Below are 15,394 nucleotides of genomic sequence, written 5' to 3' on the forward strand. Positions count from 1 at the left end.
TTATATACATATGAAATGGTATAATGAGCCTGTAAAATGGGACTACGAAAATGATACCCTATCAATGTTCGTCACTCAAAAATCTGATTACTGGCGCATAACCCATTACGGATTTATACAGGATAATGGACCTTTTTACTATACAAACATAGAAGGAGATTTTGAGGTAAGTGTTAAAATCAAAGGAAATTACAACACTCTCTACGATCAGATGGGATTAATGCTGAGACTGGATGAAGAACACTGGATTAAAACAGGAGTTGAATATGTTGATGGTGTTTATAATCTAAGTACCGTAACCACAAACAAACACAGCAGCTGGAATATAATCCCCCTAAGGAGTAACCTGAAACAAATATGGATAAAAGCAATACGAAAAACAGATGCTGTTGAAATATACTACTCATTAGATGGTGAAATATACATAATGAGTAACATATCATACCTTCCAAAACAAAAAAACATTATGGCTGGTATGATGGCTGCAAGTCCAAAAGGTAAAGGATTTGAAGCAACTTTCGAGGAATTTAAAATAACCGGACTCTCGAACTAGATTCAGGTATTTTTTTATTAAAAGTTATATATAAAGCTGTCTCATTTTTTTGATATTTTCAATCCTGAGACAGCTTTTTTTTCAATTTATAAGCATTAATTTCTGATCGCAGTTCCCAAACATAGCCGGGGAGAATAGAAATTACATATTTCTCCTGTACTGACCTCCTACTTCGAACAATGCCTGAGTAATCTGCCCGATAGAACACACTTTCCCTGCCTCCATAAGTACTTCAAAGACATTTTCGTTGTGCACCGCTGCCTGCTGAACCTTATTAAGCATTCTCTTACTCTCTTCCGAATAACCCTCGTGAAGATTGTTGAGGTTATTAATCTGATTTTGTTTCTCCTCCTCTGTAGCCCTTATTACCTCACGTGGAAGAACAGTTGGCGAACCTTTAGCACTTAAGAAAGTATTTACTCCAATGATCGGGAACTCTCCACTGTGTTTCAATGTTTCGTAATACAGTGATTCTTCCTGAATTTTAGAACGCTGGTACATTGTTTCCATAGCACCTAAAACACCTCCCCTTTCGGTAATCCTGTCAAATTCAGCCAAAACAGCCTCTTCAACCAAATCAGTAAGTTCTTCTGTGATGAAAGAACCCTGCATAGGGTTTTCATTCTTAGCCAGCCCTAATTCTCTGTTAATAATCAACTGAATGGCCATAGCCCTTCGTACCGACTCTTCGGTAGGTGTTGTTATAGCTTCATCATAAGCATTAGTATGCAGCGAATTTGTATTGTCATAAATCGCATAAAGTGCCTGAAGAGTAGTTCTGATGTCATTAAAATCTATCTCCTGCGCATGCAACGACCTGCCCGAAGTTTGAATATGGTACTTCAACATTTGAGCCCTTGAATTAGCTCCGTATTTATGCTTCAATGCTTTTGACCAGATTCTTCTTGCAACGCGTCCGATTACAGCGTATTCGGCATCAATCCCATTCGAGAAAAAGAACGACAGGTTTGGCCCGAATTTATTGATATCCATACCCCTGCTCAAATAGTACTCTACATATGTAAAGCCATTTGCCAGGGTAAGAGCCAACTGTGTTATTGGATTTGCTCCCGCCTCGGCTATATGGTATCCCGATATTGAAACCGAATAAAAGTTCCTAACCCCGTTTTGGATAAAATGCTCCTGAACATCTCCCATCAGTCTCAAGGCAAATTCCGTAGAAAAAATACATGTATTCTGCGCCTGATCCTCCTTAAGGATATCGGCCTGTACAGTTCCCCTGACTTTAGTAACAGTCTCTGTTTTAATTTTATTGTAAACAGCAGCGTCGAGTACTAAATCACCTGTAACTCCAAGTAACATCAGTCCTAAACCATCGTTACCTTCAGGTAATTCACCCCTATAAACCGGCCGGTCAACACCTTTAGCCTTATATATTTCGTTGATTTTTTTCTCAACTTCCGCTTCTAAGCCATTTTCTTTTATGTAAAGTTCACATTGCTGATCAATTGCCGCATTCATAAAGAAAGCCAACATTATCGGAGCAGGACCATTAATAGTCATACTTACCGAAGTTGTAGCCGCACATAGATCAAAACCTGAATACAGTTTCTTAGCATCATCTAAACTTGCAATTGAGACTCCTGAATTTCCAATTTTCCCGTAAATATCAGGACGTGTATCAGGATTACTGCCATAAAGAGTAGCACTATCAAAAGCAGTGGAAAGTCGCTTTGCCGGCATGCCCTTACTCACGTAGTGGAAACGACGGTTTGTACGCTCAGGTCCGCCTTCTCCGGCAAACATTCTTGTAGGATCTTCTCCTTCTCTTTTAAAAGGGAAAAGTCCGGCTGTATAAGGAAATTCACCTGGAACATTTTCCTGCAAATTCCAGTAGAGCAAATCGCCCCAGGCGGAATATTTAGGTAAGGAAATCTTTGGAATTTGGGTGTGAGATAAACTTTCGGAATGAGTTTTTATAGAAAGTTCTTTATCGCGAACTTTGAATTTATAAACTTCATCCTTGTATTTCTTCTTCTTGCCTTCCCAGGATTTAATTATCTCTAAATTATGAGGATCCAAATCGAGTTGGATCTTATTAAAACTTTCTTCCAGCTGCTTTATCAGCCTGTCTTTATCTTCAACTTCCGACTCCCGAAGAGTCTCAATAGTTTTTTGAAGAGCGAACAGTTTCTGCGCAATTTCCTTTTGATCTCTGGTCCATTTGTCGTAGTTACGGTTGCTTTCGGCAATTTCCGAAAGATAACGTATTCTGTTAGGCGGAATAATATAAACTTTTTCCGATTCTTCACTATCCGATAAAAGTTCTGATTTAAAAGAAACCTCACTTTTCTCTGAAATTAAGTTCATCATTTTCAGATAAAGCCTGTTCATTCCCGGATCGTTAAACTGAGATGCTATTGTTCCGTAAACCGGCATCTGATCAACGGCTTTATCAAATGCATTGTGATTGCGCTGATATTGTTTCTGAACATCCCTAAGTGCATCCAAAGCACCTCTCTTGTCGAACTTGTTAAGAGCTATAACATCGGCAAAATCTAGCATATCAATTTTCTCCAATTGAGTTGCCGCACCGTACTCGGGTGTCATTACATACAACGAAACATCAGAATGATCTAAGATCTCCGTATCAGACTGTCCGATACCCGAAGTTTCTAAAATAATCAGGTCATATTTAGCTGCCTTCAGTATTTGTATAGCTTCATGTACGTGTTGCGAAAGTGCCAAATTAGCCTGTCGTGTAGCCAGAGAACGCATATAAACCCTTGAATTATTAATAGAATTCATGCGTATTCTATCTCCCAACAAAGCTCCTCCGGTTCTTCTTTTTGACGGATCAACAGAAATAACCGCAATATCCTTATCGTCAAAGTCCATTAAAAATCTGCGTACCAACTCATCGACCAACGACGATTTTCCGGCTCCTCCGGTACCTGTAATCCCCAATACAGGTGTAGTAGATTTTTGTGCTATTAAGTGAATATCATTGAGAAAATCCTTCGATTCAACAGGAAAATTCTCTACCGAAGAAATCAACCTTGCTATTGCCCGGGCATCCTTTTTAAGAAAATCTTTTAACTCTCCATTTATATCTTCACCGCTTGCATAATCAGAATTTTTAACTATATCGTTAATCATTCCCTGCAGCCCCATTTCCCTGCCATCGTCAGGCGAATAGATTCTGGCAATACCGTAATTCATCAGTTCTTCAATCTCCTCCGGAAGAATTACTCCTCCTCCTCCTCCATAAATCCTGATGTGCTCTGAATTATTCTCCTTTAAAAGATCATACATATACTTAAAGTACTCCATATGTCCTCCCTGATAAGAAGTCATTGCAATTGCATTTGCATCTTCATGAATGGCAGTATACACCACCTCTTCAACCGATCTGTCATGCCCCAAATGAATAACTTCCACTCCGGTATTTTGTATAATCCGCCTCATTATATTGATCGATGCATCGTGCCCGTCGAACAATGAAGCTGCCGTAACAATCCTAATTTTGTTTTTTGGCTTATAAACCTCTATATCATTCATTGTTAATGTCTGCTTGTTTTATTTTTGCACTGCAATATAAAATATTTACAGGAGATACAGCCTCAGAGACTATATCAAAATAGCAAACCTTAACCGGAAAATAACTTACCCCTATAAACTAAAAACACCTATTTCTATATTAATTTGAAATAAGTGTTTTTTTAATTATTTTCTATTTGGGCGGCAAACGGGCTATCCGTTATAGTTTTGCCCGGCAATTGTTTTCGCTAAATTCCGTTTAAGGAGTTCCTCCAATCACTCTTAAACAGAATATCTCAATACAATTGCCGGGCAAAAGCTGCCACTATTATCCCTGCCGCAGTATACACATAATCCAACTCAAGCTGTAAACCGAAAACCCTTTGAACCTTGAACTTTTCCTTTTATCTTTCCTCTTTCCTGCCTGACTGAGTCACGCAGGCAGGTATCTTTTATCTTTTATCTTTTTCCTCTTTCCTGCCTGACTGAGTCACGCAGGCAGGTATCTCTTTTATCTTTTATCTTTTTTCTCTCTTTTATCTTTTATCTTTTTCCTCTTTCCTCTTTAAAACTCACTCCGCCAAAAGCTTATCCAAAATCCCTCTCATACTCTTACCGTTCCAGTCGCTGGCTCCGGTTTCATCAATCAGAATTTTTCCATTCTGATCTATTAGAAAAGTTGTTGGCAATGTATTTGTGAAAAGTTTTGCCGGTGCCTGCGATACCTGCTGGTAAACAGGTAAACTAAGGTCTTTCTTTTTCAAAAATGCTTCAGTTTTACTTCTGTCATCACTGGTTACGAAAAGAAAAGCAACTTTATCTCCGTAATCATTATACAGCTTCTGAAAACTTGGCATCTCGGCAACACATGGCGGACACCATGTAGCCCAGTGATTTACAAGAATAACCTTTCCCTGAAACTGAGCCAGAGAAACGGCATTACCTCCGGCATCCATCAACTGCCATTCATAATCGAATTTAGATAGCTGCTCTTGATTCTCTGCATTTTCAACAGATGGATTCAAAACCAAAACCCTTAACTTAGAAACAAGAACTTTAATTTCTTTCCCAACAGGGTTAGGCACCAGTATTATGGCTAAAAACGCTAGAAACGCTACATTCTTATAAAACTCTTTTGACTTTAATATTTTCATTATTTACCTTATTTTCTTTTCACTATTAACTTTTTACCCTGAAATAAATTCAGGATCTGCTTTACCTCGCCGGTACTTTCGCTTTACCTCGCTGGTACTCTAATCCCCAAAGCTCGGTGATAAAATTCAGCTGTTACTCTGTGATATTATTCAGCATTTCATAGGCTAAGCCTAAACACAGTACCCGGTAAATCTCCTGACATCGATTTAGACTTTAGCCTTTTATCTTTTATCTTTCCTGCCTGACTGAGTCACGCAGGCAGGTATCTTTAGCCTTTTATCTTTCCTGCCTGACTGAGTCACGCAGGCAGGTATCTTTAATCTTTTATCTTTACCCTTTTATCTTTTATCTTTTATCTTTTATCTTTCCTGCCTGACTGAGTCACGCAGGCAGGTATCTTTAGCCTTTTATCTTTAAACTTAACCTACAGCCTCACTCAAAGCCTTATAAATTCTGTCATCAGTTATCATACAGCCTTCGGTTATCAACTGAAACATTTCCTCATTACGTTTTTCATCAAACTTTTTCTCCCCTTTATACAGCTCTATCCTTTCGTCCATAATATTTTCGAAAAGTTTTCTTATCCCGTCATTTGCCGTGAGGTCTATCTCCAATCCCTCGTTTATTTTCACAGAAATCATTCTGACCTTATTCTTCATAAAATAAAAGACCTTCAAATCTTTAGGACCGACATGCTCCAGATATTCGGCATTTCCCAAAGCATCTTCCCACACTATATCGCTGAACAAATCCAGTTGCTCTTCTGTCATCTTCGGATTGGTTTCAACTATCTTCTTCCATTCATCATTATCTATCTGCTGGCTTGCTAAAAACTCGGCAAATTTTTCATGAAAAATCTCAAATTGTTCTTTTGTTAACCTTGTATATTTCATAATTATGTTTGAGGTTTATTGTTTGTAGTTCAACTCATCATCGAACTCCAAAGCTGTCATCCGACAGGCAGGTAACTGCGTGCAAATAACGCAAAATTATTTTTCTTCGGAAACAGGCGGATCAAAATAAGGGTCATTCATATCCAGACTCTCCCAAAATGCAGATTCATACTCCAGAGACCCGTTTTCGAATGATTCCCTAAGAACGCTTTCAATAGCTAAATCCTGTTTATACTTGAATGGATTATATTCAGCCTTTAGCGAAAGGTTGAACATCTTCGCGGTAGTATTAGACCAAAATGCATTCCATCCGCTTTTATAATCTTTAATTATATTAAAAGCTGTTCTTCCTGATTGGCGGTAAAGAAGCTTTAGTAAAATTCGCCCTTCCGATTGTGTAAACTTTTTAAGAGTGGGTGCAAATTCTCCTTCGAGATAATCGTTTACTATTTTTATGTATTTTTTTTTGGCTGATTTACTTTTAATTCTCGACAGTCTGACATCCAACTGCTCTAATCTTTCCGCCGCTAAAATTGCGTATGGGTAAACTTTTTTTGTTCTCCTTCTTAAAATATAATACCTTTTTTTCTCCTCCCATGAATTAAATTCAGGTCTGTTAAACACCATTACTTCCTTCAGCATAAAAACCTGCATTTCCTCTAAATCATAATCCAAGCTAATTATTGGATTAGCAATTAAACTATCCGTTTGGGTAGAATCAACAGATATATTCTGAGCAGAAATAAATCCGCTCAAAAGAAGCAAAACTAATACTATAACATTCGATTTCTTTTCCAATTGCTCTCTAAGTTAATTTGAGTGACAAGCTTTTTACTTTTTAGCCTGGCCAAATAAGATGCAGCAAATATAATGCCCATTTTCTCTTCCTGACGATAGGATTCATCATATTTTTCAACTGAAAAATGATTTTTTATAAAATGCGTATCAAAATCCCCGCTTCTGAAAGCTTCATGCTTCATAACATATCTGCCAAATCCCAGCGTTGTTTTAGGTCCAACAACCTTATACTTCTGACATGCCTCAATCATTTTATCAATAGCTTCCTCTCTGTTACTACCATAGGTAATTAGCTTTGAAAGCATGGGATCATAATATATCGGAATTTTCATTCCTTCCTCATAACCGTCGTCAACTCTTATATTTTCTCCTTCAGGATGTTTATAATACCTCAACGCCCCAATATCGGGCAGGAAATTATTTCTTGGATCTTCAGCATAAACACGTAATTCTACTGCATGACCGTTTATTGAAAGATCATTTTGCAATATAGAAAGCTTTTCACCTCTGGCCACCTTTATTTGCTGCTCAACCAGATCAACTCCTGTAATGTACTCGGTTACCGGATGCTCTACCTGTAAACGGGTATTCATCTCCATGAAATAGAACTTTTTATTCTCATCGAGTAAAAACTCAACTGTTCCGGCTCCAACATAATTACAGGATTTAGCTACATCCACAGCAGCTTTTCCCATTTCTTCTCTCAGTTTATCATCCAATACCGAAGACGGTGCCTCTTCAATAACCTTTTGATGCCGGCGTTGAATAGAACACTCCCTGTCGAACAGGTGAATAATGTTTCCATGTTTATCGGCCAACACCTGAAATTCAATATGCCTTGGAGAGGTAATATATTTTTCTATAAACACTTCACCGTTTCCAAATGCTGATTTTGCCTCCGAAACTGCAAGCTTCATCTGTTCTTCAAATTCCTCCTTGTTTTCAACAATCCGCATCCCTTTTCCTCCTCCTCCTGCCGATGCCTTTATCAGAACCGGATATCCTATACTCTCACACAAAGCTTTTGCCTCATTTATATCCTTCACAGCCCCTTCAGTCCCCGGCAATAGAGGTATTCCATAATTCTCTACAGCTTCTTTTGCCCTCAGCTTGTCCCCCATCAAACGCATACTGCCCGATTCAGGACCTACAAATATGATACCGGATTGCTCCACCAATAACGCAAAATCAGCGTTTTCGGATAAAAAACCATAGCCGGGATGAATTGCATCAATCTTTTTATCCAAACACAACTCAATAATTCTCTCCTGATTTAAGTATGATTTGGCTGATGGCGACTCACCAATATAGTATGCTTCATCTGCATATTTAGTAAAAGGAGCATCTTTATCTGCCTTTGAATAAATAGCTACTGTTGTTATTCCCATTTTCTTCGCGGTCGACATTACCCTGATGGCAATCTCTCCCCTATTAGCGACAAGTAATCGTTTCATGAATATTTATTTAATTAATCCATCTATATTATTACTAAGGATTTATGAAAGTAAAAATTATTATTAAATTCAACTAATTTAGAGATGTATATATGTGGTAAAAAATAAAAAAACGTTTTCATAGTGTATGAAATACACTATATTTACGGCCATAAAAAATGAGGAAATGATTAAAGCACAACAAAAACTAAATAATGCTTTTTATGCATTATTGTCATTACCGGCCACTGCAATGGGATTTGCATTGTCTGTTCAAATTGCAGCCTTAAGCTGGATTTTATCTACAAAATACGGATTCGACATACACGAAGTGGGAATTGTATGGGCAGCTGGTCCCTTAGCGGGAATTATTGCCCAACCAATTGTAGGAGCAATTTCTGATAACGTTTGGTTTCTAAACGGACGAAGAAGACCATTTATTCTTATTGGTGGTTTTTTGGCTGCATTAATGCTTTTGGCTCTTCCAAACATTGATGTAATAGGCCACTCTTTAGGTTTTGACGGTGCTACCCTTGGAATTGCTATCGCTGTTGCTATTACCCTGGATTTATCGATCAATATTTCGTTTAATCCAACGAGATCAATAATTGCCGATGTAACACCCGAAGGTAACAAAAGAACCAACGGCTATACATGGATGCAAACAATATCAGGAACATTCGGAGTATTGGCATATGCGATCGGTGCTTATTTCAATAATTACTTTTTAATATATTTTGGGGTTATACTTGTGCTTTTATTCTCTCTGATCCCTCCGTTCTTTATCGAAGAGCCAAAAGAGATACAGAGCCACAACGATGTTACGGACAAAGAGAACACTAATACAAAAACTGATTACAAAGAAATATTTGAATCCATTTTACCCTTATTCGGATTCCTACTATATGGAGTTTATGTGATTATTAAACAACTTACTGACTTTAATGTTTCCGGAAACATAGTAGAATACTTTGCAATTGGTTTAACCGTCATTCTTGGATTGAAGATAATTACAGGCGGCAGGAATAATGAAAATGATAAAAATGAATTTCAAAAAATACTGCTTGCTCATGCTTTCACATGGTGGGGAGTACAAAGTATGTTTGTTTACATGTTTGCCTACGTAAAAAGTAATATTCTGGGACATAGCCCCGATGCCGAACTGGCAACCGAAGCAAACAACCAAATAGGAGTTGTAATATCAATTTCTTTTTTGGTCCTAAATCTTGTTGGTGCAATTTTACCCGCACTGGTATTAGGACCCTTAGCAAAAAAGTACAGTCGTGTGAAAGTACACATGATATCAATAGCAATAATGGCCATTGGCTACGCAGGAATACTTTTCTTTGGCGACGGGCATAAATTTATACTTTACGTAATGATGGCTGTAGTAGGTATTGGATGGGCATCAACCATATCTCTTCCTTTTGCAATTATGTCGGAAAGAGTAGATCAGGCTAAAATGGGACTTTTCATGGGCCTCTTTAATCTTTCAGTGGTTTTACCACAGCTTGTTGCAAGTTTTAAAATGGGAGAAATTGTAAAACATGCCGAAAATAAAAATGTACTGTTCATTATTACAACAGTTACATTGACAATTTCTGCTGTTTTATGGATTTTTGTAAAAGAACCACTATCTAAAAAAGCTGAAGCATAAATCTGGTATTTATCAAAAAAAAACGCTCTGAATCAGGCTTGATTTGGAGCGTTTTTTTTTTGATATTCATCCTATATTCTCAACTAATCATAAGCTCTATATACCTGTTTGTCTAAAATATAACAAAAACTATAGCTATCCGGAAAAATATACTACTTTTGCCGGCTGAAAAAATAAAATTTTAGATGGGAAATAATACTGCAAATCCGGCTCCGTTAGGACTGATAGGTTTCGGAATGACAACTGTGTTGTTAAATATTCATAACGCAGGAATTACTGCTCTTGACACAACGGTTATGGGTATGGGAATTTTTGTTGGTGGTCTGGCACAGGTTGTAGCCGGTATACTGGAAGAAAAGAAAGATAACACTTTTGGCTTGACAGCATTTACCTCTTACGGATTTTTCTGGCTTTCGCTTGTTGCTATCTGGGCATTACCGGTACTTGGAATCGGAGAAGGACCGACAAAAGAATCTATGGGATACTACCTGATCATGTGGGGAATCTTCACAGGAGGAATGTTTATCGCATCTTTAAAGCACAACAGAGCTACTCAGGTAATATTTGGAAGCTTAACACTACTGTTCTTCTTATTGGCAGCAGCTGATTTTACACATAGCACTACGATAAAAACTATCGCAGGATACGAAGGTATTTTCACAGGTCTGTCAGCTATTTATGCTTCATTAGGACAGGTAATCAATCAGGAATATAAAAAAGAAGTAGTTCCTCTGGGATAAACTATTTCTATATAAAAAAGATAATACGAGCTTAGCTTGTATTTATTTTGAATAATTATTGAACGCTAAAATGGTCAGCCTCTTTTGAGTCTGACCATTTTTTTATTACTTATTATTTTCTTAAAAAATTTGCCCTTATCACTATTGGCATGTGATCCGAAAAATAAAAAATACTGTTATTGGAAGAGTCAATCTTATAGGACAGTATTTCTATCCCGTTTTTAAAAAAGATGTAATCAATCATCACACCGTTTTCCGCATTAGAAATATCAAAACCTCTATAAGTTGTCGGTCTGTCGTAATCTAATTCACCTGCTTTTGTATAACTGTCCATTACCCTCAATGAAAACTCAGGATCTACAAAATACTGATAACTGCAACCTTCAATAGTTGAATTAAAATCGCCACCAATAAATACAGCTGAATTTTTTACTACTTCGTTTACTTTTTTCAACAATAATTCACTGCTCATTTTTACAGCTACTTCCCCTTTATGATCAAAGTGTGTATTGAAATAAAAAAATTGTTTGCCGGCAGACTCAAACTCAGCCCATGTAACTACCCTTTTACAACATGCATCCCAGCCTAATGATGGCTTATCAGGTGTTTCCGAAAGCCAAAACATACCGGAATCAAGCAATTTCACCCTGGTAGTATCAAAAAGAATCGGAACAAACTCCCCCGCTTCCTTTCCGTCATCTCGCCCCCGGCCTACATACGAATATTTTGTATTGTCTACTAAATATTTAAGCTGATGTACCAATGCCTCCTGAATACCCAATACCTCCGGATTATTCTTTTTTATTACAGCCAGTACATCATCGCGCCTGTTGAACCAAACATTTACTCCATCCTCCTCATTATCGTATCTTATATTATAGCTCATCAACGTAATCTCCTGGGAAATTATAATACCCGGCAAAAAAACTATCAGCATTAAAATAATTAGATTACGCATAGCTATTGTATGTAATTATTCCAGGTTAAGTTCTATTCCTTAAACAAAATAACAGCCGACACACCGGGAATATCAGCCTTCCCTTTTGAATAAATATTTTCATTTTCAGAACCATCCAACAATACCTTATCTCCATCTAAAGCCAGTTTCCAACCTTCTCCAACTTCAATATTTTTTATTTCTTTAGAAACGTTTAAAATTACTTTTATCTGTTTCCATTTGTCATTTACAGCTTCACCGTTTATTGTATATGAAATTACTTCCTTGTCATCGTTGTTGTCGAACTTCAAATTTTTCTGGATCAACTCCGATGATGTCATCTTAAAGGCAGGATGATCATTTCTCAATTTGATAAGACCTTTGTAATAATTAACAAGCTCCGAATTTTTTGTCTTCAACGACCAGTCAATCTTATTAATACTGTCATGCGATTCGTAAGAGTTCTCAACTCCCTGCTTTGTCCTTCCCATTTCAACTCCGGCATGTAAAAACGGAATTCCCTGAGAGGTTAAAACAATAGTATTCGACAGTTTAGACATCTTAATTATTTCTTCTTCAGAAGCCTCTTTATTAGAAGCTTTCAACTTATCGTAAAGAGTATGGTTATCATGACAGGAAACGTAACTTATTGTTTGTAATGGTGATTTAGAATATGCTTCTTTCACATAATCAACTTTCGAATAATCTAAATCGGGATGTTGAGTAGAAGCTATTATTCCAAACCTCACATCTTCTCTTTTTTCAAGGTTACCGCTAACATAGCCCTTACTTTCGTGATTGTTCCAGCTTCCTTTTATTCCATCCCTGATGTCGTCAGAGAAAACAGCAATAGTAGTCAGTTTTGATGCATTGGCTTTTATAGCTCTATCTGCAACCGGCAGGGGCGAATCTCCTGCAGTCCAGCCCTCTCCGTATACAAAAATACTTGAATCTACCTCCTTCACAGCCTTATCAATATCGTTCATTGTTTCTATATCGTGAATACCCATCAGGTCAAACCTAAATCCGTCAAGATGATACTCCTCAGCCCAGTATACTACAGACTCAACAATAAACTTTCTCATCATCTCACGGTCCGAAGCAGTTTCATTTCCACATGCCGAAGCATCACTGTATTTTCCGTCTTTCCACTGACGATAATAATACCCCGGTACAAGCTGATCGAAATTTGATTCATGAGTATATCCGGTATGATTGTAAACTACATCCAGAACCACACGTAAACCGGCTTCATGAAAAGCCTTAACCATTTCCTTAAACTCTTTCACCCTAACCTTCCCGTCATAAGGATTTGTAGAAAACGATCCCTCAGGAACATTGTAATTCTGTGGATCATAGCCCCAATTATACTTATTCAACTCCGGTTTGGTTTCATCGATAGATCTGAAGTCGAATGCAGGTAGTATATGCACATGTGTAACTCCCATTTCTTTAATATGGTCTATCCCCGTACTTAATCCGTCTCCGTTTTTTGTGCCGAATTCCGAAAGTCCTGTAAACTTACCTTTGTTACTTATCCCCGAACTCTCATCAATCGACATATCGCGAACCTGAATTTCATAAAGAATAATATCCTCAACTCCATTTAATTCAGGACGTTTATCTTCGTCCCAGCCTTCCGGATCAGTATCCCTAAGGTCAATAACCATTCCCCGTTTACCATTCACTCCTACGGCTTTGGCATAGGGATCAGCCTCTTCGGAATTCCACTTTCCGTCGCCTTTTATTTGAAAAGTATAATACTTATTTTTAATATCATCTTTTATATCAGTTGTCCAAACACCTTTGTCGGCTTTTTCCAACGAAATTTCATCTGTGGAACTTCCTCCAATGCTTTCATCATACAACCTGATAACAACTTCTTCAGCATTGGGAGACCAAAGCTTGAAAGTTGTTTTTTCTTTCGAGTAAATTACTCCTAAATCTTTCCCTTCATAAACAGGGTACGATTCATAACTACTATATTCCTCTTTTTTTTCCTCTGAACAGGCTATTACTGATATCATAACACTAAACAGTATCAATATTTTAAAAAAACTTCTAATTATATAAAAATTCATAATCTAAATTTATATTCTGTTATTTAGTTTTCAATTCCCAAAAGTAAAAATTATTACTCTAAACTGGTACTATCTTAACCCCGTAATTTTGAATTCAAAACCTCCTCAACCGAATCGTTATAATGCTCTATTGTTTGAGCTTTTTTTATTCTTTTATAGCTCTTTCGCTGATCTTCAAACAAAAAGGACAAATATTCCCACTGTGATTTCATCGTAACAAGTAAATGAGATGCCTGCAAACTGTCTCTATAACTTTGAAATAATTCACTGTGAAAATTTGTTATTATTTTTTTCTTCTCAACATCATTGAAATTCCGCCCTTTAATCTCCGCAGCCAAAAATGGATTCATCAACAATCCTCGCCCGATCATAAAATCATCTTGTTTTCCGCCAAACACTTTATTTAACTTATCTATTTCCTCTACACTCGTAATATCTCCGTTATAAATCAACTTATGCCTGGATTTTTCAATCAGAGGTACAAATTTCAGTGGATCCGCCTTTCCTTTATAAAGCTGTTTGGCAATTCGCGTATGTACTGTAAGTTCTTTTATTTCGAAATCGTTTAAAACTTCTATCAGTTTATATATTTCATTTTCATCGCTTAAACCAAGCCTGCATTTAACAGATAAGCCAACAGTTAATTTGGGAAATACTTTTTCCAGTATATCTCTAACTTCATCAGGTTTAGCTACCAAAGCAGAACCAAACCCTCTTTTGGTAACCATCGGGTACGGACAACCCAAATTCCAGTTAAGCTCTTTATAGCCCCATTCCTCAATTTGCTTTGCCACATCGATAAAAATATCAGCATTACTCCCCAGTACCTGTGGCACAAATGGAATATCTATATTGTTCTCCGGTAATAAATCTCTAAATGAAGACTTTTTAAAATCCTTGTTTTTTTCGAAACGCAAATAAGGGGAGTAGTATTTATCAACCCCTCCAAAATATTTTTTATGTAATCGTCGGTATGTATGATTTGTAAACCCCTGTAAAGGTCCAAAATGGATTTTATACATTCTTTCTGTTTTGTTACAAAAATACGAAGACTTAATTCTTTATAGCAAATAACTTTTTATTATAAGACCTCTCCTTTTAGATTAATTATACTTAATTTCGCTTATTTATAAACATTCTAAAATGAAGAATAAATTCAGTAAAATATTCGAAACCCGATGGAGCGATTTCGATGCAAACCACCATATGCGACATACAGTGTATAATGACTGTGCTGCACAATTACGTCTCGATCTTTTAGTTGAAAGTAATTTCGACATGAAAAGAATAACAAAATTAGGACTGGGGCCGGTTTTACTTAGGGAAGAAACAAAATTTATTAAAGAGGTTCATATAGGTGAAAACATAAGAGTTCATGTTGAAGTAATCGGACTTTCCGAAAGTGGTCACAGATGGAACATGCTACATCATATCTATAAAAATGAAGATACTTTAGTAGCAATAATAACAGTTGAAGGAGCATGGATCGATATAAAGCGAAGAAAACTGACTGCTCCACCGGAAGAATTAAACAAATACTTCCTGGAAAAATTCAAATCCGATGATTTTAAATGGATAGAAAATAAGTTAAAATCTTAAGATCTGTTAAAAAGCCCATTTTCCACATTACAATTAATAACCTACAA

General features: G+C 36.9%; 12 protein-coding genes. 4 read left to right on the forward strand and 8 right to left on the reverse strand.

The annotated features are described in order from the left end of the window. A partial coding sequence (locus tag ABFR62_01090; protein ID MEN8137007.1) for a DUF1349 domain-containing protein occupies positions 1–553 on the forward strand: 553 nt, incomplete at its 5' end. Between the two features lie 141 nt (positions 554–694). Here ABFR62_01090 and ABFR62_01095 read toward each other — a convergent pair. The 5 genes from ABFR62_01095 to ABFR62_01115 form a co-directional block, all read right to left on the reverse strand. After that, on the reverse strand, positions 695–4,075 hold the full coding sequence (locus ABFR62_01095) for a methylmalonyl-CoA mutase family protein (GenBank protein ID MEN8137008.1): 3,381 nt from the start codon (positions 4,073–4,075) through the stop codon (positions 695–697). A 551-nt stretch (positions 4,076–4,626) separates the two neighbouring features. Beyond that, positions 4,627–5,208, reverse strand: a complete 582-nt coding sequence (locus tag ABFR62_01100; protein MEN8137009.1) for a TlpA disulfide reductase family protein — start codon at positions 5,206–5,208, stop codon at positions 4,627–4,629. Positions 5,209–5,628: 420 nt separating this feature from the next. Beyond that, entirely contained in the window at positions 5,629–6,102 is a 474-nt protein-coding gene (locus ABFR62_01105) for a DUF6495 family protein (GenBank protein ID MEN8137010.1), read from the reverse strand. A 96-nt stretch (positions 6,103–6,198) separates the two neighbouring features. Beyond that, positions 6,199–6,900 (reverse strand): DUF4294 domain-containing protein, encoded by a 702-nt coding sequence (locus tag ABFR62_01110; GenBank protein ID MEN8137011.1) that lies wholly within the window; start codon positions 6,898–6,900, stop codon positions 6,199–6,201. After that, a complete protein-coding gene (locus ABFR62_01115) occupies positions 6,876–8,354 on the reverse strand; it encodes an acetyl-CoA carboxylase biotin carboxylase subunit (protein ID MEN8137012.1) in 1,479 nt (492 codons plus the stop codon). The genes ABFR62_01110 and ABFR62_01115 overlap by 25 nt, the downstream gene beginning before the upstream one ends. Positions 8,355–8,481: 127 nt before the next feature. Here ABFR62_01115 and ABFR62_01120 point away from each other — a divergent pair, with 127 nt between their 5' ends. Beyond that, positions 8,482–9,990 (forward strand): MFS transporter, encoded by a 1,509-nt coding sequence (locus tag ABFR62_01120; protein ID MEN8137013.1) that lies wholly within the window; start codon positions 8,482–8,484, stop codon positions 9,988–9,990. Between the two features lie 185 nt (positions 9,991–10,175). Then, the gene (locus tag ABFR62_01125; GenBank protein MEN8137014.1) at positions 10,176–10,730 is read left to right on the forward strand and encodes an acetate uptake transporter; all 555 of its coding nucleotides are present in this window, start codon (positions 10,176–10,178) and stop codon (positions 10,728–10,730) included. 112 nt (positions 10,731–10,842) lie between these two features. Here ABFR62_01125 and ABFR62_01130 read toward each other — a convergent pair whose 3' ends face one another. The 3 genes from ABFR62_01130 to ABFR62_01140 form a co-directional block, all read right to left on the reverse strand. Next, positions 10,843–11,688: an endonuclease/exonuclease/phosphatase family protein gene (locus ABFR62_01130; GenBank protein ID MEN8137015.1), complete on the reverse strand. Its 846-nt coding sequence runs from the start codon at positions 11,686–11,688 to the stop codon at positions 10,843–10,845. A gap of 32 nt (positions 11,689–11,720) precedes the next feature. Then, positions 11,721–13,694: a type I pullulanase gene (pulA, locus tag ABFR62_01135; GenBank protein MEN8137016.1), complete on the reverse strand. Its 1,974-nt coding sequence runs from the start codon at positions 13,692–13,694 to the stop codon at positions 11,721–11,723. 128 nt (positions 13,695–13,822) lie between these two features. Next, positions 13,823–14,770: a tRNA-dihydrouridine synthase family protein gene (locus ABFR62_01140; protein MEN8137017.1), complete on the reverse strand. Its 948-nt coding sequence runs from the start codon at positions 14,768–14,770 to the stop codon at positions 13,823–13,825. A 121-nt stretch (positions 14,771–14,891) separates the two neighbouring features. Here ABFR62_01140 and ABFR62_01145 point away from each other — a divergent pair, with 121 nt between their 5' ends. After that, positions 14,892–15,347 carry a thioesterase family protein gene (locus ABFR62_01145; GenBank protein MEN8137018.1) on the forward strand — a complete coding sequence of 152 codons (456 nt, stop codon included), beginning with the start codon at positions 14,892–14,894 and terminating at the stop codon, positions 15,345–15,347. Positions 15,348–15,394 lie beyond the last annotated feature (47 nt).

This window comes from Bacteroidota bacterium (genome assembly GCA_039714315.1).
Taxonomy (GTDB): domain Bacteria; phylum Bacteroidota; class Bacteroidia; order Flavobacteriales; family JADGDT01; genus JADGDT01.

Bases quoted from the DNA above. Each gene is read 5' to 3' on its own strand.
- ABFR62_01095 (MEN8137008.1), bottom strand. From the start codon at position 4,075: ATGAATGATATAGAGGTTTATAAGCCAAAAAACAAAATTAGGATTGTT.
- ABFR62_01100 (MEN8137009.1), bottom strand. From the start codon at position 5,208: ATGAAAATATTAAAGTCAAAAGAGTTTTATAAGAATGTAGCGTTTCTA.
- ABFR62_01105 (MEN8137010.1), bottom strand. From the start codon at position 6,102: ATGAAATATACAAGGTTAACAAAAGAACAATTTGAGATTTTTCATGAA.
- ABFR62_01115 (MEN8137012.1), bottom strand. From the start codon at position 8,354: ATGAAACGATTACTTGTCGCTAATAGGGGAGAGATTGCCATCAGGGTA.
- ABFR62_01120 (MEN8137013.1), top strand. From the start codon at position 8,482: ATGAAATACACTATATTTACGGCCATAAAAAATGAGGAAATGATTAAA.
- ABFR62_01125 (MEN8137014.1), top strand. From the start codon at position 10,176: ATGGGAAATAATACTGCAAATCCGGCTCCGTTAGGACTGATAGGTTTC.
- ABFR62_01130 (MEN8137015.1), bottom strand. From the start codon at position 11,688: ATGCGTAATCTAATTATTTTAATGCTGATAGTTTTTTTGCCGGGTATT.
- pulA (MEN8137016.1), bottom strand. From the start codon at position 13,694: ATGATATCAGTAATAGCCTGTTCAGAGGAAAAAAAAGAGGAATATAGT.
- ABFR62_01140 (MEN8137017.1), bottom strand. From the start codon at position 14,770: ATGTATAAAATCCATTTTGGACCTTTACAGGGGTTTACAAATCATACA.
- ABFR62_01145 (MEN8137018.1), top strand. From the start codon at position 14,892: ATGAAGAATAAATTCAGTAAAATATTCGAAACCCGATGGAGCGATTTC.